The sequence below is a fragment of the Acinetobacter ihumii genome, assembly GCF_900625095.1.
Lineage (GTDB): Bacteria > Pseudomonadota > Gammaproteobacteria > Pseudomonadales > Moraxellaceae > Acinetobacter > Acinetobacter ihumii.
This window is the reverse complement of record NZ_LR130760.1, coordinates 757040-776747: the sequence shown is the minus strand read 5'-3', so window position 1 is coordinate 776747 and position 19708 is coordinate 757040. Positions and strand designations below refer to the sequence as shown.

The window sequence follows — 19708 nt, the reverse complement described above, 5'->3', positions numbered from 1 at the left end:
TTAACACATTGTATTTTGGAGTTTAGCATGGCGGATTCTAACAGCCCCCGTTACTCACGCATTCTACTTAAGCTTTCTGGTGAGGCATTATCGGGCAATAAAGAGATGGGGATTGATGCACAAGTGCTTGATCAAATGTCATTATCTATTGCTCATCTTGTGGGTTTAGGTGTTCAGGTGGGCATCGTGGTGGGTGGTGGAAACCTATACCGTGGTAGTCAATTACAAAAAGATGGTTTGGTTGGGCGTGTAACCGGTGACCAGATGGGCATGTTGGCTACGGTGATGAATGGTCTTGCAATGCGCGATGCTTTAGTCCGTCGTAATATCAAAACCCGTTTAATGTCAGCTCTGTCGATTGGCACAGTGGTGGATCCGTATTCAAGCCGCGATGCGATTCGTTACCTGAGCCAAGGCGAAGTGTGTGTCTTTGTTGCAGGTACAGGTAACCCATTTTTTACCACCGATACAGCAGCTTGCTTGCGTGGCATTGAAATTGAAGCGAATTTGATTTTGAAAGCCACCAAAGTCGATGGTGTGTACAACAAAGATCCAAGCAAATACGATGATGCAGTAAAATATGATCATTTAACTTTTGATCAAGTATTGGATGAAAAGTTAGGGGTAATGGATTTGACTGCTATTTGCCTATGTCGTGATCATAACGTGCCTCTACAGGTTTTTGATATGAACAAGCCGGGTGCTTTATTATCCGTTGTGATGGGTGAAAAAGAAGGAACTCACGTTACGAAATAATGTACGTAACCTAGAAAGCTCTTTATACTACTCGACTAAATTTAGTAATTACACCTTGAATGAATAAGTAAGGAAGATCATATGATTAACGATCTCAAACAAGACAGCGAACAACGCATGCAAAAAACCCTTGAATCTCTTGATCAAGGTTTTGCCAAAGTTCGTACAGGCCGTGCTCATCCATCAATTTTAAATGGTGTCATGGTTCCTTACTACGGTTCTGATGTGCCTTTAAATCAAGTGGCAAACGTTGGTGTTGAAGACTCACGTACCCTAATTGTACAGCCGTTTGAACGTACAATGGTGTCTGCAATTGATAAAGCGATTCGTGAAAGTGATTTGGGTTTAAACCCAATTACCGCTGACGCAATTCGTGTACCTTTACCAGCACTGACCGAAGAAACACGTCGTGATATGCAAAAAGTAGCACGTTCAGAAGCTGAAAATGCCAAAGTTGCGATTCGTAATATTCGCCGTGATGTATTAGGTGATATTAAATCATTATTGAAAGATAAAGAAATTTCTGAAGATGATGAGCGTCGTGCAGGTGATGATATTCAAAAAATTACCGACAAATATGTGGCTGAAGTCGATAAACGTCTGGCAGCTAAAGAAGCTGAATTGATGAAGGTCTAAACCTGATGACTGCTTCTGAAGAGCTTCATCTTCCAAAACATGTTGCTATCATTATGGATGGCAACAACCGTTTTGCTAAAAAAAATCAAATGCAAAAAGGAGATGGGCATCGTGAAGGAAAAAATAGTCTAGATCCTATTGTGGAGCATTGTCGCAATAAAGGTGTTCAGGCGCTAACAGTATTTGCATTTTCTAGCGAAAACTGGAATCGTCCCCAATATGAAGTCGATTTGTTAATGAAATTGCTCGAAGAGACTATTCATGAGCAACTTCCACGCATGGAAAAATTCAATATCGCACTTCAGTTTATTGGTGATAGAGCACGTTTATCTCCTCAGCTACAACAATTAATGTTGCATGCCGAACAGCAGACTGCTAGTTTTGACAGCATGACGCTGACCATTGCAATTAGTTATGGTGGAATGTGGGATATTGCACATACTGCAAAACAAATTGCAAAAGACGTGCAAGCAGGAATACTCAATGCTGAACAGATTGATACACAGTTGTTTAATCAGCGGATTAGTCTGAACAATTTACCTGCTGTAGATTTGCTTATTCGTACAGGTGGTGATTATCGCTTGTCTAATTTCCTGCTTTGGCAGGCTGCTTATGCCGAATTTTATTTTACCGAAACACTTTGGCCAGAGTTTTCTGTTGCAGAGTTTGACCATGCATTAGAGGTGTTTGCAGGACGTGAACGCCGTTTTGGTAAAACCTCGGAACAAATTCACCAAGAGAAAATTGAGAATTAATAAATGTTAGAGCGGATAATTACCGCATTGGTACTGGTCGCAGTGGTACTGACCTGTATGTTTGCAACCAGTTCATATTATCCAATGTTTGGGCTAATGATTGTAGCAGCTGGAGTTGCTGGCTATGAATGGTTTAAATTAATGCCGCGAGAGACGGCTGTATTTAAACCTAAAGCATGGGCATATGGCTTAGCCGTAGCGGTACTGTCTGCTTTGGCACTTTGTTATAGTGAAATCGCGATTTTACTTTGGTGTGCCTCTATTTTGACATGGTTAGTCAGTAGCTTCTGGGTGAAAGCTTATCCTGATTATGATGGATGGTATAATGCAACCCTATATATTATTGGTTTAATATTGGTGGCAGCGGCTGTGACGGCCATTTTTGAAGTCTGGAAAAGTTCTCCGTGGTGGTTGATGTATTTGTTCCTGTTGGTATGGGGGGCAGACTCAGGTGCTTACTTTGTCGGGCGTAAATTTGGTCAAAATAAACTTGCACCGACAGTTAGTCCAAATAAGTCAGTTGAAGGTCTGATTGGTGGCGTGGTATTGGCCATTATTATTATTGTTGTTGTGCAAGTGAACTATCTGAATCTAACACTCGCACAGCATATGATGTTTCTCATTCTTTCCGTCTTGACAGTCTTTGCTTCTGTGTTGGGAGACTTGTTTGAGTCTATGATTAAACGCCGCGCAGGGATTAAGGATTCTGGTCGAATTTTGCCCGGTCATGGTGGTGTATTAGATCGTATTGATTCATTACTTGCCGCTGCTCCTATCTTTGCAGCAGGTATGTATTTATTAAAGCTTATTGGCGTAGACTTATAAATGACTCAATCTGTTTGTGTATTTGGTGTAACAGGTTCTATTGGGCAAAGTACTTTAAAAATACTGGAACGTCACCCTGATCTATATACGCTTTTCGCAGTAACTGCGCATAGCCGTATTAAAGAACTTGCTCAAATATGTAAACAGTTTCAGCCTAAAATTGCCGTTGTACCTGAATCCAAAGTTGACGAACTGCAAGCTGAATTAAATGCATTAACTGTAGATGATGTTGAAATATTGGCTGGTGAACACGGTTTAATTTCAGTGGCACAAAGCCCACAGGTGGATGTAGTTATGGCTGCCATTGTGGGTGCAGCAGGACTTTTACCTACACTGGCTGCCATTAAAGCAGGTAAGAGGGTCTTACTTGCCAACAAAGAAGCATTGGTCATGTCTGGTGAGATTATGATGCAGGCTGCACGTGATCACAATGCGTTGCTACTTCCAGTCGACTCTGAACATAATGCAATTTTCCAGTGCCTACCGCAAAATTATTTAAATATCGAACGTAATGGTCAGCCGCAACTAGGGGTTTCGCAAATTTTACTTACTGCCTCTGGCGGTCCATTTCTGAATCATTCACTCGAACAATTACATGCTGTGACACCACAGCAGGCCTGTAAGCATCCCAATTGGTCCATGGGCCAAAAAATTTCGGTTGATTCTGCTACTTTAATGAATAAAGGCTTAGAGCTGATCGAAGCCTGCCATTTGTTTTCAATATCTGAACATTTTGTTACAGTCGTAATTCATCCACAAAGTATTATTCATTCCATGGTTCAATATATTGATGGTTCTACTTTGGCACAGATGGGAAATCCAGATATGTGTACTCCAATTGCTCATGCGCTGGCATGGCCAGAGCGATTAGAGACGCATGTCCCAGCACTTGATTTGTTCACGCATTCAAATCTTCATTTCCAGCAACCAGATGTTGTGAAGTTTCCAGCGCTAAGTCTGGCACGACAGGCAATGCGGGATGGTGGACTTGCACCGACCATTTTAAATGCGGCCAATGAAGTTGCGGTCGAGGCATTTTTAAATTTGAAAATAAAATTTACCATGATCCCGGAAGTGGTTGAGCATACGCTCAATCACGTGCAAAATGGTTGCGCACAGAGTATAGAAACCATTTTAGATACGGACCGATTCGCTCGTGATGTAGCACATCAGTTTGTGGCTAACGCAGGAGGCTGAACATGAATATTCTTTTTATCATTGTTGCAGCAATTCTGTTGCTTGGGCCGTTGATTGCCATTCATGAGTTTGGTCATTATTGGGTCGCACGGAAGTTGGGTGTAAAGGTTCAGGTTTATTCAATCGGTTTTGGTCCTACTTTACTCAAATGGACTTCAAAAAAATCAGGCATTCAATATCAGCTATCTGCCTTACCGCTGGGTGGTTATGTAAAAATGCTGGATGAGCGTGAGGGCAATGTTGCTGAAGCTGATTTGCCTTATGCTTTTAATCGTCAGTCTCCATGGAAAAGAATCGCCATTGTTGCGGCTGGTCCATTGATCAATCTGTTGTTCGCGGTGGTTTTGTTCTGGATTTTATTTATTCCTTCTCAAGAACAATTAAACACACGTATTGGTAAGGTTTTACCGAATACGCCTGCTGCACAGGTCGATTTAAAAGTTGGCGATAAAATTCTGGCAGTTGATGGTCGTGAGACTGCTACTTGGGAAAAACTTAATTTTGCTCTGGTTGACCGCGCGGGTGAAACAGGCCAGATTCAGATGTTGGTAGATCGAGATGGTTCAGAAAAAACTGTGAATCTTCCAATTCACAGTTTTTTAAAAGATCAATCACAGTCTGCATTAGACGTACTGGGTTTCTTGCCGTATCGTCCTGAAATGCCTGCGGTTATTCATCAGTTAAGTGAAGATGGTGCAGCCGTTCGCCAAGGTATGAAAGTTGGCGATCAAATCATGGCAATTAATGGCATCAAGATGAAAGACTGGTTTGATGTCGTGGATGTAGTGCAAAAGTCACCAGAAAAGTTACTCAAGATAGATGTGCTTCGTGATGGACAAATGGTTCATTTGCAGGTTATGCCACAAGGCAAACGTGACAATATGGGGAATACGACTGGAATGTTGGGTGTGCAAAGCAACCCGGGTAAAGTCAACATTCCTGCCGAATATAAACAAACTATTCAATATAATCCTGCCGAAGCGCTCGTTATGGCGGTGGATAAAACCACGCAAATTTCTGGCATGATTTTAAATTCGATTGTAAAAATGTTTCGTGGTTTGATTGGGCTGGACAATCTTTCAGGTCCTATTACCATTGCAAAAGTTGCAGGGCAAAGTGCTGAGATGGGATGGCAAACCTTTATCTCATTTATGGCACTGATGAGTGTAAGTCTTGGAATTTTAAATTTATTGCCTATCCCTATGTTGGATGGTGGACATTTGGTTTATTATTTTGTTGAAGCAATTCGCGGTAAACCTGTTTCCGAACAAATACAAATGATGGGCTTAAAAATTGGTATGGTACTGCTCGGCAGTATGATGCTCTTGGCTCTCTTTAATGATTTTATGCGTTTATGACGTTTAGATGGAAAAATTAACTTACTGGAAAAATCTGGCATGCGGCACACACATTTATTAATGCCTTTGGCACTTGTTAGTGCTATGGCGGCAGTACAACAAGCATATGCAGCGAATGACTTCATTGCACGAGATATTAAAGTCGAAGGTTTAGTTCGCCTAACTCCTGCAAATGTTTATACCATGTTGCCGATAAACAGTGGTGATCGTGTCGACGATCCAACCATTGCTGATGCCATTCGTACACTTTATGCGACTGGTCTTTTTGATGATATTCAAACTTATAAACAAAATGATGTTTTGGTGTTTAAAGTTGTAGAACGTCCTGTTATTTCAAAAATTGAATTTAAAGGCAATAAACTCATTCCGAAAGAAGCCTTGCAAGATGGCTTAAAGAAGATGGGCGTTGCTGAGGGCGAAGTGTTAAAAAAATCGTCTTTACAGACTTTAGAAACTGAGCTTGAACAACAATATACTCAGCAAGGTCGTTACGATGCTGATATTAAAGTTACGACTACGGCACGTCCAAATAACCGTGTTGACTTGAATATCGAATTTTACGAAGGTAAGCCTGCAAAAGTTTTTGATATTAATATTATTGGCAACACTGTGTTCAGTGATGACGATATTAAACAAGTTTTTGCAGTGAAAGAATCTGGATGGGCATCGGTTGTTACACGTAATGACCGCTATGCACGCGAAAAAATGGCAGCCAGTCTGGAAGCTTTACGAGCGTTATATTTAAACAAAGGTTATATCAACTTCAACATCAATAACTCACAGCTCAACATTAGTGAAGATAAAAAGCATATCTTTATTGAAGTTTCTGTGGATGAAGGTGAGCAATTTAAATTTGGTGAAAGCAAGTTTTTAGGTGATGCACTCTATAAACCTGAAGAATTGCAGGCGTTGAAAATTTATAAAGATGGCGATACGTATTCGCAAGAAAAAGTAAATGCTGTCAAGCAATTATTACTACGCAAATATGGAAATGCCGGTTATTACTTTGCGGATGTCAATGTTGTGCCGCAAATTAATAATGAAACCCGTACTGTTGATATGAATTACTATATCAATCCGGGGCAACAAGTAACGGTACGTCGCATTAATTTCTCTGGAAATAGTAAAACTGAAGATGAAGTATTACGTCGTGAAATGCGTCAGATGGAAGGCGCATTGGCGAGTAATGAAAAAATTGATTTATCTAAAGTTCGTTTAGAACGTACAGGTTTCTTTAAAACTGTCGATGTAAAACCGGTGCGTGTACCAAACTCACCAGATCAAGTTGACCTGAATGTGAATGTTGAAGAACAACACTCTGGTACGACCACATTGGCAGTAGGTTATTCGCAAAGTGGTGGTGTCACCTTTCAGGCAGGTTTAAGCCAAACCAACTTCTTGGGTACGGGCAACCGTGTTGCGATTGATTTATCACGCTCTGAAACGCAAGATTACTATAACCTGAGTGTAACTGACCCGTACTTTACCATTGATGGTGTCAGCCGTGGTTACAACGTGTACTATCGTAAAACCAAACTGAACGATGACTATAACGTGAGTAACTATGTTACAGACAGTATTGGTGGTAGTCTAAGTTTTGGTTATCCAATCGATGAAAACCAAAACATAAGTGCGTCTATTGGTGTAGATAATACCAAAGTGACTACAGGTCCTTATGTATCGACCTATGTACGGGATTACTTACTTAAAAATGGTGGTAAGGTAACAGGTCAGGGACAATACTGTGATGGCGATTACGAGCTAAATTCAGAGACAGGTGAATACGAATGTAAAGGCACCATGAAACCTTTTGATAATGCATTCGAAGGTGAGTTCTTTACTTATAACCTGAATCTAGGATGGTCATATAATACACTTAACCGTCCAATTTTCCCTACTTCTGGTACTTATCATCGTTTAAATCTTGAAGTAGGTCTGCCGGGTGGTGATGTCGATTACCAAAAAGCAACCTATGATGCACAAGCCTATTTCCCAATTGGGCATGACTTTATATTACGCGGCTACGGTAAGTTGGGTTATGGTAATGATTTACCATTCTATAAAAACTTCTTTGCAGGTGGTTATGGCTCAGTGCGTGGTTATGACGTTAATACACTGGGACCAAAATATCCGGGTGTAACGTATAACGAGAGCAAAACCCGTGACTGGGATCCAGAAGAAGTGGGTGGTAATGCGCTTGTACAATTTGGTGCTGAACTTGCATTACCATTGCCATTTAAAGGTGATTGGACACGTCAAGTGCGTCCAGTATTATTTGCTGAAGGCGGTCAAGTATTTGATACTCAATGTAAAACAGCCTCTGGTAACCTATACTTAGATGGATCTAAAACACCTGTAGATGCAAAACAATACTGTAAAGATAACTATAATTTTGATTTAAGTAATCTTCGTTATAGTGTGGGTGTTGGCTTTACATGGATTACCATGATTGGTCCTCTGTCACTTAGTTATGCATTCCCATTGAATGATAAAGATGGTGATGAAACCAAGGAAATTCAATTTGAAATTGGCCGTACTTTCTAGTGCGGTCTTTATCTAATTGTTAGAAAATATCAGGATAAGGAAGAGAAAATGAATAAATTTGCAGCAATAACATTAGGAATTGGTTTATCGGTTTCAGGCTTAACTCAAGCAGCGGGTGTCGGTTTTGTTGATTTGGCAAAAGTTGTAGATAGTAGTACCTATTTAAAGCAACAAAATGCAAGTTTAAATCAGTCGGTAAAACCAACCACGACCAAACTCGAACAGTTGGGTAAAGAGCTGGATAGTTTGCGTCAAAAAGCGGAAACTGAAGGTCGCAATATGAAAGAGGCTGATGTACAAAAACTTAATCAGCAATATCAGACAAAACTGAGCGAATTTAACTCGACTCAACAGGGTTTGCAAACACGTGTGCAAGGTACATTGCAAACCATGAATAACACTTTTGAGACGCGTGTCAAACAAGCTGCGGAACAATTGCGTCAAGAAAATAATTTAGACTTCATTTTGAATAAAAATGCCGCAGTTGCCTATGACGCTAAGAACGATTTAACTGATAAAATGATTCAAAAGGTTAATGCAATTAAATAATCAATGAAAGCACGCAGTTATCGTTTAGAAGATCTGGCTCGCCTTGTTCAGGGTGAGCCTTTGGGTGACCAAAACCTTTCTCTTACTGGGCTTGCAAGTCTCGAACAAGCGAACTCAAACCAAATTTCATTCGTGAATGGCGATAAATATCTTGAAGCTGCGCAAAATTCGCAGGCGGGTGCCTTAATCGTTTCTGCTGAATTAAAAGATCAATTGACACAGCATCAAAATTTTATCGTCGTGCAAAATCCTTATTTGGCTTTTGCTCAATTGACCCATGTCTTTGAAAAAAAAGTGCAAGAAACAGGTATTGAAAGTACTGCACAAATTCATCCATCCGCGATTATTTCTGATACCGCTTATATTGGGCATTATGTGGTCATTGGTGAAAACTGCGTAGTGGGTGATCATACAGTCATATTGGCGCATGCGATTTTAGGTGATTTTGTCGAGATTGGTCAGGATTGCTTTATCGAATCCCATGTAACTTTAACTGGTGAAACCAAAGTCAAAAATCGGGTTCGAATTCACGCCAATACCGTTGTGGGTGGTGAGGGTTTTGGCTTTGCACCTTATCAAGGGAAATGGCATCGCATTGCACAACTAGGGTCAGTCCACATTGGCAATGATGTCAGAATTGGCTCGAATTGTAGTATTGATCGTGGCGCTCTGGATGACACAATTTTAGAAGAAGGCGTCATTATTGATAACCTTGTGCAAATCGCGCATAACGTTCGTATTGGTGCACATACTGCAATTGCTGCCAAAACAGGGATTGCGGGTAGCGCGAGCATTGGCAAAAACTGTATCATTGGTGGAGCTTGTGGCATTGCAGGTCACCTTAATATTGCTGATAATGTAACCCTGACAGGAATGTCAATGGTCACAAAAAGTATTTTTGAAGCAGGAACCTATTCTTCAGGAACTGGACTTTTTGAAAATAATCAATGGAAACGAACGATTGTTCGCTTTAGACAATTAGCAGATGTGCCATTGACCCAACTACTCAAACGACTCGATCATATGCAGACTCAAATTGAGTCTCTTGAATCAACCTTTAAATTGCGTAAATAGAAATATGATGACTGAGTCAAAAACTCCCGCGTTTACGATCCCTGAATTGCCAATGCATATTCAAACGATCCGTGAATATCTGCCACATCGTTATCCATTTTTACTGGTTGACCGTGTGGTTGAAGTTACTGAAAACTCCATTGTTGGTTATAAAAATGTTTCAATCAACGAGGAGTTTTTACAAGGACATTTTCCTGAATATCCGATTATGCCAGGTGTGCTAATTGTAGAAGCCTTGGCACAAGTTTCAGGTATTTTGGGTTTTATCATGAACAATGAAAAACCGAAAGCAGGTTCTTTGTTCCTTTTTGCAGGTGCAGAGAAAGTACGTTTTAAAAAACAAGTTGTTGCAGGTGATCAACTCGTCTTAAAATCAGAGTTAGTGATGCAAAAACGTGGCATTTACAAATATAATTGTACGGCTACCGTAGATGGCATTGTAGCAACGACCGCAGAAATTATGATTTCGCACCAGATAACAGAGCAGGCATGAGTAATAACGACTTCATTCATCCAACCGCTATTATTGACTCATCCGCAGTCATTGCTTCCGATGTTAAAATTGGACCTTATTGTGTGATTGGACCCAATGTAAGCATTGGTGCAGGGACTCAACTCCATTCACATGTTGTGATTGGAGGCTTCACACGGATTGGTGAACATAATGAAATTTTTCAGTTTGCCAGTGTTGGAGAAATTTGTCAGGACCTAAAATATAATGGTGAGGAAACCTGGCTTGAAATAGGCGATCATAACCGTATTCGTGAGCATTGCAGTTTACATCGCGGTACTATTCAGGATCAAAGTCTGACTAAAATTGGCAGTCATAACTTACTCATGGTCAATACGCATATTGCACATGACTGTGTGGTAGGTGACAACAATATTTTTGCCAATAATGTGGGTGTCGCAGGGCATGTTCATATTGGGGATTATGTTGTGGTGGGAGGGAATTCAGGAATTCACCAATTCTGTAAAATTGATTCGTTTAGTATGATTGGTGGCGCATCTTTAATTTTAAAAGATGTTCCTGCTTATGTCATGGTTTCTGGTAATCCAGCGCATGCATTTGGGATGAATGTAGAAGGGATGCGTCGTAAAGGCTGGTCAAAAAATGTGATCAATGGCTTACGCGAGTCTTTTAAAATTATCTATAAATCAGGTTTAACGACTGAACAAGCATTAGATCAAATTCGCGCTGAAATTTTACCTGAAGTAGCAGAAGTTCAATTATTGATTGATTCTGTAGCCTCTTCAAAACGTGGAATTATTCGTTAGTTCTATGTGTTCATGAAATAAAAAAGACACATTTCAGATGTGTCTTTTTTGTTTTTGACATTTTATTTCTTAACAAAACCTGCTTCCTCAGATTGAGGGTAGCTGGTAAGTAGTTTATTTTTATATTGAGTGGCTACTGTAGATTTGTGATCTACATCTTTTGCAATGCTGTACAGCTGATATAAAGAACGCGGTGCTTTACTCGATGTTGGATATTTATCTGCGACGATCTGATAATTCTTTTTTGCTTCAACATAATTGACAGGATCTGTAGCCAAATGAAATTCAGCTAACCAAAAGTAAGCATTAGGGGTATAAATACTATTGGGGTGATTTTTTATAAAGTTTTCCATGGGTGCAATGGCTTTTTTAGCACCGCCTTGTTTATACGCATCAAGCGCAACGGTATAAGCGGCTTTATCAAGTTCTGCTGAATCTTTATTTTGTGTTGATGCTGGGGCTGTATTGGTATTAGGGGCTGAGTTTACCACAGGCTGCGCACTTGTTGTTTGAGCCACCGCAGGTGTGGTCGTGCTGGTTTGTTGAGTTTCGGTATTGGCTGGTGCCTGTGTATTGTTGCTGATGGCTGGCGTTGCTGTACTTGTATCGCTAGAAGCATTTTCATCTGTTGCTGCACTATCAGGATCAACTTTTTGATTGAGTAGCTCCAGACGTTGATCTAAATCTGTATAACGGTTGGCTAAATCTTTTTTTAGTTGATCAATCGCATAAGCTTGCTCTTCTAATTGACCACGAAGCACACGTATATCATTTTCAAGCTGTTGGTTTTTTTGCATCAATTGCCAGTTGAGATTGGTCGCGACAGGTTGATCATCTACAGTTGCTGGTGATCCAGCATTGGATTGGCTTAAGCCACGAGATTCAATAGGTACATTGGCATAAATAGAGGAGCCACAGAGCAGGGTAATCGCGAATAAAGAATGCTTTTTTAGCATAAGCCACAATCCATAATTTTAAATATAACGTCAAGCCATTGTTTTTTATTCATTCAAACATAAAAAACAAATTCAAAGCAAATGCCATTAAAAACACCCTGCCATAGAATTGCAATAAGTAATTACAATATTTTAGCATTTCGGTTTTTATAGATTGAGCAAGCTTCGGTTGTATATCTCCAGTTTTTCATCGATAAATGAACTCATGAATAAGCTTAACTTGAAAATTTAGCGATGAGAAATTTTTCAAATCTTTAAATTTGTTGATGATTTAGTCAATTGAAACGAAAACTGGAGGAAAAAATGCGTTTGGACTTGCAACACATCTAAAAATCTCTATACTCTGTTCTTGCAATGGTAGCCCTGCTGGTGGCTTCGCAATTGTACTCTGTGAACCCCGCCAGGACCGGAAGGTAGCAACGGTAGCAGATCTACGATGTGCCGGAGTTTTGCTAGTAGGGTTGCCACCCATCATTCTTCTTTAGTCGTTCGACTAATCGCTTTCATAATAATATTCATGTCAAAACCACGGTACTGTAAAAAACGAATCTGTTTGGCTTTTTGTTTTGGATCTTTTTCAATTTGACTGCCAAATTTTTTAAGTTTTAACTGATAAGCCTGTTCTAGCCAGTCAACTTCCTGAATATCTTCTGAAATTAGATTACTATCGACTTGTTTGTGTTTAAGTGCCTGTTTAATTCGATTAGGGCCTTTTCCTTTACGTATTTGGCTTGATAAAACCATTTCTGCTACACGTTGATCACTTTGATATTGGCGTTCTGATAATTCCTCTACCAGTGCCAAAACTTCATTATGATCTTGTGCATACAAGCTTAATTTTTCGATGAGTTCTGCCTTTGCATATTCTTTACGTGTCAGGAGTGCAAAAGCATAAGAGCGTAAACGTGTGCCTGTTAGCTGTGTTTTATTCGGTAGATCATCTGAATGTGAATACATAAGTTTATTCCAAATGAAAAACGCCCCGTAGGGCGTTTGAGATCGGCTTAATTAGCTTTCTAAAAAGTCTGGTTGCTCTTCCTCATCATCTTCAGTGCTGTTGGCAACTGGAGTGCTGGTGAGTAATTGTTCACGAATCTGTTTTTCAATTTCCTGAGCAATCTGAGGGTTTTCTTCAAAATAACGAATGACGTTATTTTTACCCTGACCGATTTTATTGCCTTGATAAGAGTACCAAGCACCCGCTTTTTGTACGATTTCCTGTTGTACTGCTAAATCGACCACTTCACCCAATTGATTCGTACCTTTGCCATACATAATCTGGAAAAGTGCTTCTTTAAATGGAGGTGCCATTTTGTTTTTGACAACTTTGACTTTGGTTTCAGAACCAACAATTTCATCGCCTTCTTTGACCTGACCGACACGACGAATATCCAGACGCACAGATGCATAGAACTTGAGTGCATTACCGCCAGTTGTGGTTTCTGGGCTACCAAACATCACACCAATCTTCATACGAATCTGGTTAATGAAGATCACCATACAGTTTGAACGTTTGGCATTACCTGTAATTTTACGCAGTGCCTGACTCATTAAACGTGCTTGCAAGCCCATGTGTGAGTCGCCCATTTCACCTTCAATTTCAGCACGAGGCGTTAATGCAGCAACAGAGTCGACAACAATCAGGTCAATTGCACCTGAACGAACCAGCATATCGGCAATCTCAAGTGCCTGTTCACCATTGTCGGGTTGTGATACCAACAGATTATCAATATCGACGCCTAATTTACGGGCATACTGTGGATCGAGTGCATGTTCAGCATCGATAAACGCACAGGTTCCACCGGCTTTTTGGCATTGAGCAATCGCTTGTAGGGTCATCGTGGTTTTACCAGATGATTCAGGACCATAAATTTCAACGATACGACCTTTCGGTAAACCACCAATACCGAGTGCGATATCCAGTGTTAGAGAACCTGTAGACACGGCTTCTACTGCTTGCACAGTGTTATCACCTAAGCGCATCACTGTATTTTTACCAAATTGTTTTTCAATCTGACTCAAGGCCGCGTTTAATGCCTTACTTTTATTATCATCCATCTCACAACCTCAAAACTGTGTCATATCACTATCATTCAAAGTGGATGTATCGAATTTTAACCTCGTTCCACCTGTGTATAGTGACAGATTTATTTTTAATATTCCATGTCAAGATGATGTCAATACGACATGATCTGACGTGTATAAAAAGCCATTCAATCAATCATCATGATAAGACCATGACTGGTCAAACTGTTGATCATTTTCTTGTTTAAACTTACTGATTTGTCGACGATCTTTTTTAGAGGGACGATGATCAGGTCGGGCTAGATTATGCAATTTTCTTTGAGCTGCAATCAACTCCCTACGCGCTAAACTGACCTCAGTTTCTTCATACAATAATTGGGCGACAGGGGCAGGGCCACGGGTTGATGAAAGGGCTTTAATGACCACGGTTTTTTTCTCAAAACCTTGCATAATGGTCAGTTCCATCCCGACACGGATTTCTTTAGAGACTTTAACGCGTTCATTGTCATGATGGACTTTACCACCTTCAATGGCTGCTTTGGCAATCGAGCGGGTTTTAAAAAAACGTGCAGCCCAGAGCCATTTATCAACGCGCATCGAGTCATTGGTATTGTGTTCAAGCTGTTTTGACATCAACATCCTTAACATAAAATTGAGCTAAAAAAGAAAGCAATTCGATTAAATTAGCAATTGCAGGGTAGTTTAGTGTAGATGGATCACGCTCAGGTTTTAAACTCGAAGGCTGGGTAATTGTGATGAGTTGTTCAATTCCAAACCGTTTGGCACCTTCAAGTACCTGTGCAGTGTCATCGACCAAAATGACTTGTGTCGGATTAAATCCATGCAATTGCTGCAAGGCTTGCCAAAAGCCAATATCTTCTTTGGCAAAGCCTAATTGCTGGCTACTGACGATGACTTCAAAATAAGGGCGAAGCGCAACATTTTCAAGTTTAAGTTTTAGGCTTGGTTGGTCGGCATTGGTCACTAACCAGCACCGATAACCTTGTTCTTGAAGTTGTTCTAAAAGTTCAAAGCAACCCGGTCTGGGTTGAATTTTGTGCTGAAATTCTTGCTGTAACTTTAAGACATCAACCCCGACTTTTGCAGTCCAGTAGTCCGATGAGTACCAAGATAAGGTATGCTTGTGCTGTTGGTAAAACTCAGATAATGTCTCGTGGCTTTGTTGCAAGCTGCATTGATGAACTTTGGCATGGCGTTCAGGCAAACACTGATTCCAGATAAAGTCATCAAAACTTAAGTCGAGTAGCGTGCCGTCCATATCAAACAGGACAATGGGTAAAGTTGAAGTATTACAATTTGGCATAACAGGATAATCTATGTTTATTAAAACTCATGCGCCACAGGATGCATTGATTACACAATTATTGCCTGTGTTGCAGCAAGCGAGTCAAATTCTTTTTGAAGAATACCAAAGTTATACCGCAGGAAGCGAATTTAATATTCATCAGAAAAGTGATCAATCTCCTGTTACACAGGCTGATTTAAAAGTAAATCATTTTTTAATGAAAGCTTTAGCACAAATTCAGCCTATATTTCCTGTGTTATCTGAAGAAAGTGATAATGCTGGTCGGCATCAATGGTCAAGCTGCTGGATGCTTGATCCATTGGATGGAACCAAAGAATTTATTCATGAACGCGATGAATTTACCATTAATTTAAGTTTTATCGAACATGGTAAAACCATGTTTTCAGTCATTGTTGTGCCTTGTGAACAGCAAGTGTATTTGGGTTATGTGAACGAGCTGCCTTATAAATATCAGTTTAATGATGGGCAATGGTGGCGATACCAAGCCATGCAAAGCCCAGTCATTCACGAGTTGCAAATTGGTTTAAGTCATCACAGTAAAAATCCGAAGTACCAACAATTCATCGAGTGTATTCAGCAGCAAAATTATGTGGTGACTCGGCGCGAAGCGGGTAGTGCTTACAAGTTTTGTATGATGCTTGAAGGTGAGATTGACCTTTATCCAAGATTTCATCCAACTTCAGAATGGGACACCAGTGCAGGTCAGGGTTTGCTGGAAAGCATCGGTGGGGGGCTGATTACTCTGAACGGACGGCCTTTTGAATATAATAAGCGTGATACGGTCTTAAACGCCGGTTTTTTGGCGTTTACCACACCTCAAATAAAAGATTTAGCATTAAATGCGCTAAAGCAATCGCAGATTACAGATTGAGAGTTTTAACCTGCATGTTATAGTGGGCAAGTAATGAAAATGACAATATAAGATGATATATGGCACTTAAGCTATTACCTCCCAGCATGTTACAGGCCATGGATTTATTGCCTGATGACAACGTTCCTGTGACATTGTTTACACGCCATTCAATCCGTGAAATTGTTAATGGTCAAGGATTGGCAGGTTATGATTTACAACTGACCGAACCAGGTCGTGTATTGGCTCAGGAATGGGGAGCTTGCTTAATTGAAAATACAGGTCGAATGATTCAACATTGTATTTCAAGCCCAATTCAACGCTGTATTGATACTGCGGCTTTAATGATTGAAGGAGCAGATCGGGTTACTCCTAGTGGTAATACCCATACAATTGAAATTGTAGAGCAAGGCTTATTGGTCGAGCCGGGTAGTTTTGTATTGGATATCAAACAGGCGGCACCTTATTTTCGTGAACAAGGCGCGCTAGGGTTTATCAATAGTTTTGTCAATAACGCCTTGCCGGGAATGAAACATCCAATTACGGGCGTTTTTGATGTGTTAGAACTGATTTATAACACACATCCAAAGGCTGAAAATGGCTTGAGTCTGGCGGTGAGTCATGACACGATTATTGCAGCGATTGTTGCGGTGATTTCAGGTCGTAGTCAGATTAATAAAGAAGACTGGCCTGCGATGATGGAAGGCTTATTTGTCTGGTTTGAAGGTGATGACTTTATGAATAGCCAACTGAAATGGATTTGGCGTGGTGGAGTGCATCAGTTAAATGTCAGTGATTTTATTCAGCCTAATCAGCGGCTATAGAAAACTTTTATAGAAATAATGACCAGCTTTAATTAATAACTGAGTGATGTACATTGCTGTGTCTTGAATGATTTTGGATAAAACTTTCGCCTTTAAAATAGCACATAGTAGGGTGCTGATGAATAAACACCAAGCGACACTCAGCATCGGATTTTGTGTCGGTAACATGCTCAGTTTTGCTAACAGAATAATCAAGAAACCATGAAGTAAATAAATGGCTAACGTATTTTCGCCTAAACCACGAAAAATATTGGGTAGTCTGGATGCATAACTAACTAAAGCAATAATGCCGCAACTGGCTATGCAGAGTAAGAGTAGGCGCAGCAACATCCCCTTAACAGGGTCAATCTGTAGTTGTTGATATGACAAACTCCCATAAAGCCAATAATGATGGGGTTGTAACCAAGCCAATAATGCAAGCACTACCATCAAACTAATAAGGGTTATACATAACGGATAGCGTATCGTTTGAAAGTAGCCAAATAAGGATTTGCCATAGCATGCGCCAGCCACAAAAAAAGGTAAAAATACAAAGATCCGTCCCATGGAAAATAGATAATTATTCCAAGGCGATAATCCGATCGCTAAACTGGAGCAAACAGCGATCAATAAGGGATAATGTGTTTTCATGAGTAAAGGTGTGAGTAAACTCCATGCCACCATTCCCCATAAATACCAGAGTATCCAATACGGTTTGATGATCCAGCCGAGCCAGTATTGATGGATTGTCCATACTGATTCAAAGCAAAAATAGAAGAATTGAAAGACAACTGCGAGTACGGTAAAAAATACAGCTTTTTCGAAAAGATTTTTATTTTTAAACAGTAAGCCTGAAATAAAGATAAATGCAGGCATGTGAAAGCTATAAATAAATGTAAGTAATGCACTACTTGATGTTGTCCAGCCAATGAACCTTTCAAGCACATGACCAAATACCACCAGAAAGATCAGTAAACCCTTGGCTTTATCCAGACTGCTATCACGCATAGCGAAAAAGAAATGGAGTGTAGGAATTATTATTTTAAGACAATAAAAAAAGCCCAGTAGGGCTTTTTTTATTTATTGCTTAGTTAGAAGCAAGTGCTTTAACTTGAGCATTTAAACGGCTCTTATGACGAGCAGCTTTGTTTTTGTGGATGATGCCTTTATCAGCCATACGGTCGATAACAGGAACAGCTTTTTTATAAGCTTCTGTAGCAACAGCATAATCACCAGATGCGATTGCACTTACAGTACGTTTGATGTAAGTACGAACCATAGAACGCAAGCTTGCGTTGTGTTTACGCGCTTTAACGTTTTGACGCGCACGTTTTTTTGCCTGAGCAGAGTTAGCCACTCTTGCACTCCTTGAAATTTGATTGGTCTGGGCGGGCTGAAGTTTCACCGGTTATAGTTAAAACTATCACCAGCCCGTAAACAAGTGGCATATTTTGATGAATCAACGCGATGAAGTCAAGTCTTGAGACGTTTTTGCAACGGTTTTGATGCTGATAAATTGCAAAGAACACGTTAAATTAAAAACAAAAATAGCATGAGCAATTAAAATATGGAAAATCTACAGCATAAGGCACTTGTCATTGGTGCAACTGGATTGGTCGGTAAGGCCTTGGTAAAACAATTACAAGCAGCGCCTGAGTTCGATGCTGTGACGGTCATTGTACGTCACCAAGTTGATGAATTCGATCAGTTTTCTAAAGTAAATCAATTTGTACTGGATGATTTTTTGTTACTCAATGATCAGGATGTGAATGGTTACAGCCATGCCTTTAGTTGTTTGGGCTCAACCATAAAAAAAGCGGGTTCTAAACAAAATTTTTACGCAATTGACTATGAAATTAATGCCCATTTTGCTGATTTACTTCAGGATAAAGGCGCACATCTTTTATTGGTGAGTGCTTTGGGGGCAAATTCTTCTTCTATTGTTTTTTACAATCGAGTGAAAGGACAACTGGAAGATTATTTAAAAACACTGACATTAAGCAAACTTTCTATTTTTCATCCTTCGTTGCTCATTGGTGAGCGTGAGGAGCAACGAACACTTGAAGCTGCGGCACAAAAAATATTTTTATTGCTTAAAGATACCATTAAAAAACCATTTTTGTATAAACCTGTCACCGCCGAGCAAGTGGCACATAGCATGATTGTGGCTGCAAATACACAAATGGAAAATTTTAAAGTTTATGATAACTTAGAGATACAAACGACGCCTTAGATGGAGACAAATATGACAACAGTGCCTTTCGTAACCTGTGATTTACTTGATGATAACCCTGATAAAGACATTCAGGTGGTGACACCTTCACTGGATGGGCGTTTTTTTAAAAGTTATGGGGCACGTAAAACCTTTGGCGGTCAAATCGTGACTGTAAAATGTTTTGAAGATAATTCACGAGTTAAAGAGCTATTGGCAACGGATGGAACAGGCAAAGTGCTGGTCGTAGACGGCGGTGCATCCATGCGTTGTGCCTTGATGGGCGATATGATTGCAGAGTCGGCTGTACAAAATCACTGGAATGGTGTGGTGATTTATGGCTGTGTGCGTGATGTGGATGCAATTGCTGAACTTGATCTGGGTGTACATGCATTGGCTGCAATTCCACAAAAAAGTAATCGTAAAGGCATAGGCGAAGTGGATGTAAATCTGTACTTTGGTGGTGTGGCATTCCAGTCTGGCGATTTTATTTATGCCGATAATAACGGCATCGTGGTCGCGAAAGAACAACTCGTAAATTTATAATAACAGTAGGATAGCGG

Annotated in this window: 22 protein-coding genes and 1 other RNA gene; 16 read left to right on the top strand and 7 right to left on the bottom strand. The window is 40.1% G+C overall.

What is annotated here, in order from left to right:
• Positions 1–27 precede the first annotated feature (27 nt).
• The 11 genes from pyrH to lpxA all read left to right on the top strand — a co-directional run bounded on the left by pyrH (position 28) and on the right by lpxA (position 10972).
• A complete protein-coding gene (gene pyrH, locus E0D95_RS03610; RefSeq protein WP_130802598.1) occupies positions 28–756 on the top strand; it encodes a UMP kinase in 729 nt (242 codons plus the stop codon).
• Between the two features lie 81 nt (positions 757–837).
• On the top strand, positions 838–1392 hold the full coding sequence (frr, locus tag E0D95_RS03605) for a ribosome recycling factor (protein WP_130802597.1): 555 nt from the start codon (positions 838–840) through the stop codon (positions 1390–1392).
• A gap of 5 nt (positions 1393–1397) precedes the next feature.
• Complete coding sequence (uppS, locus tag E0D95_RS03600; RefSeq protein WP_130802596.1) at positions 1398–2147, top strand: polyprenyl diphosphate synthase; 750 nt, start codon at positions 1398–1400, stop codon at positions 2145–2147.
• Positions 2148–2150: 3 nt separating this feature from the next.
• Complete coding sequence (locus E0D95_RS03595; RefSeq protein WP_130802595.1) at positions 2151–2972, top strand: phosphatidate cytidylyltransferase; 822 nt, start codon at positions 2151–2153, stop codon at positions 2970–2972.
• Positions 2973–4169 (top strand): 1-deoxy-D-xylulose-5-phosphate reductoisomerase, encoded by a 1197-nt coding sequence (gene ispC / locus E0D95_RS03590; RefSeq protein WP_130802594.1) that lies wholly within the window; start codon positions 2973–2975, stop codon positions 4167–4169.
• 2 nt (positions 4170–4171) lie between these two features.
• A complete protein-coding gene (gene rseP / locus E0D95_RS03585; RefSeq protein ID WP_130802593.1) occupies positions 4172–5527 on the top strand; it encodes an RIP metalloprotease RseP in 1356 nt (451 codons plus the stop codon).
• A 39-nt stretch (positions 5528–5566) separates the two neighbouring features.
• Positions 5567–8071 carry an outer membrane protein assembly factor BamA gene (gene bamA, locus E0D95_RS03580; RefSeq protein ID WP_130802592.1) on the top strand — a complete coding sequence of 835 codons (2505 nt, stop codon included), beginning with the start codon at positions 5567–5569 and terminating at the stop codon, positions 8069–8071.
• 48 nt (positions 8072–8119) lie between these two features.
• Positions 8120–8620 carry an OmpH/Skp family outer membrane protein gene (locus tag E0D95_RS03575; protein WP_130802591.1) on the top strand — a complete coding sequence of 167 codons (501 nt, stop codon included), beginning with the start codon at positions 8120–8122 and terminating at the stop codon, positions 8618–8620.
• A 3-nt stretch (positions 8621–8623) separates the two neighbouring features.
• Entirely contained in the window at positions 8624–9694 is a 1071-nt protein-coding gene (gene lpxD, locus E0D95_RS03570; protein ID WP_130802590.1) for a UDP-3-O-(3-hydroxymyristoyl)glucosamine N-acyltransferase, read from the top strand.
• 7 nt (positions 9695–9701) lie between these two features.
• Entirely contained in the window at positions 9702–10187 is a 486-nt protein-coding gene (gene fabZ / locus E0D95_RS03565) for a 3-hydroxyacyl-ACP dehydratase FabZ (protein WP_130802589.1), read from the top strand.
• Entirely contained in the window at positions 10184–10972 is a 789-nt protein-coding gene (lpxA, locus tag E0D95_RS03560) for an acyl-ACP--UDP-N-acetylglucosamine O-acyltransferase (protein WP_130802588.1), read from the top strand. Before fabZ ends, lpxA begins: the two co-directional genes overlap by 4 nt.
• Positions 10973–11034: 62 nt before the next feature.
• On the opposite strand, the gene E0D95_RS03555 is transcribed toward lpxA, so the two are convergent.
• Positions 11035–11928 carry a YbgF trimerization domain-containing protein gene (locus E0D95_RS03555; protein WP_130802587.1) on the bottom strand — a complete coding sequence of 298 codons (894 nt, stop codon included), beginning with the start codon at positions 11926–11928 and terminating at the stop codon, positions 11035–11037.
• A 364-nt stretch (positions 11929–12292) separates the two neighbouring features.
• Between E0D95_RS03555 and ffs the strand changes: the two genes are divergently transcribed.
• Positions 12293–12389: signal recognition particle sRNA small type (gene ffs, locus E0D95_RS03550), an RNA gene on the top strand.
• Between the two features lie 10 nt (positions 12390–12399).
• On the opposite strand, the gene E0D95_RS03545 is transcribed toward ffs, so the two are convergent.
• From E0D95_RS03545 to E0D95_RS03530, 4 genes are all read right to left on the bottom strand, one after another.
• Positions 12400–12885: a regulatory protein RecX gene (locus E0D95_RS03545; RefSeq protein WP_130802586.1), complete on the bottom strand. Its 486-nt coding sequence runs from the start codon at positions 12883–12885 to the stop codon at positions 12400–12402.
• 51 nt (positions 12886–12936) lie between these two features.
• Positions 12937–13986, bottom strand: a complete 1050-nt coding sequence (gene recA / locus E0D95_RS03540; protein WP_130802585.1) for a recombinase RecA — start codon at positions 13984–13986, stop codon at positions 12937–12939.
• 159 nt (positions 13987–14145) lie between these two features.
• Positions 14146–14586, bottom strand: a complete 441-nt coding sequence (locus tag E0D95_RS03535) for an RNA-binding S4 domain-containing protein (protein WP_130802584.1) — start codon at positions 14584–14586, stop codon at positions 14146–14148.
• Positions 14570–15277, bottom strand: a complete 708-nt coding sequence (locus E0D95_RS03530) for an HAD-IA family hydrolase (RefSeq protein ID WP_130802583.1) — start codon at positions 15275–15277, stop codon at positions 14570–14572. The genes E0D95_RS03535 and E0D95_RS03530 overlap by 17 nt, the downstream gene beginning before the upstream one ends.
• A 13-nt stretch (positions 15278–15290) precedes the next feature.
• Between E0D95_RS03530 and E0D95_RS03525 the strand changes: the two genes are divergently transcribed.
• A complete protein-coding gene (locus tag E0D95_RS03525) occupies positions 15291–16151 on the top strand; it encodes a 3'(2'),5'-bisphosphate nucleotidase CysQ family protein (RefSeq protein WP_130802582.1) in 861 nt (286 codons plus the stop codon).
• Between the two features lie 59 nt (positions 16152–16210).
• On the top strand, positions 16211–16954 hold the full coding sequence (locus E0D95_RS03520; RefSeq protein WP_130802581.1) for a histidine phosphatase family protein: 744 nt from the start codon (positions 16211–16213) through the stop codon (positions 16952–16954).
• Here E0D95_RS03520 and E0D95_RS03515 read toward each other — a convergent pair.
• Together E0D95_RS03515 and rpsT are read right to left on the bottom strand one after the other, a co-directional pair.
• Complete coding sequence (locus tag E0D95_RS03515) at positions 16949–17941, bottom strand: acyltransferase family protein (protein WP_130802580.1); 993 nt, start codon at positions 17939–17941, stop codon at positions 16949–16951. The genes E0D95_RS03520 and E0D95_RS03515 overlap by 6 nt on opposite strands.
• A 79-nt stretch (positions 17942–18020) precedes the next feature.
• Positions 18021–18290 (bottom strand): 30S ribosomal protein S20, encoded by a 270-nt coding sequence (gene rpsT, locus E0D95_RS03510; protein ID WP_004987979.1) that lies wholly within the window; start codon positions 18288–18290, stop codon positions 18021–18023.
• Between the two features lie 210 nt (positions 18291–18500).
• Here rpsT and E0D95_RS03505 point away from each other — a divergent pair, with 210 nt between their 5' ends.
• Positions 18501–19166, top strand: a complete 666-nt coding sequence (locus E0D95_RS03505) for a Rossmann-fold NAD(P)-binding domain-containing protein (RefSeq protein ID WP_130802579.1) — start codon at positions 18501–18503, stop codon at positions 19164–19166.
• A gap of 12 nt (positions 19167–19178) precedes the next feature.
• The gene (rraA, locus tag E0D95_RS03500) at positions 19179–19691 is read left to right on the top strand and encodes a ribonuclease E activity regulator RraA (RefSeq protein ID WP_130802578.1); all 513 of its coding nucleotides are present in this window, start codon (positions 19179–19181) and stop codon (positions 19689–19691) included.
• Positions 19692–19708 lie beyond the last annotated feature (17 nt).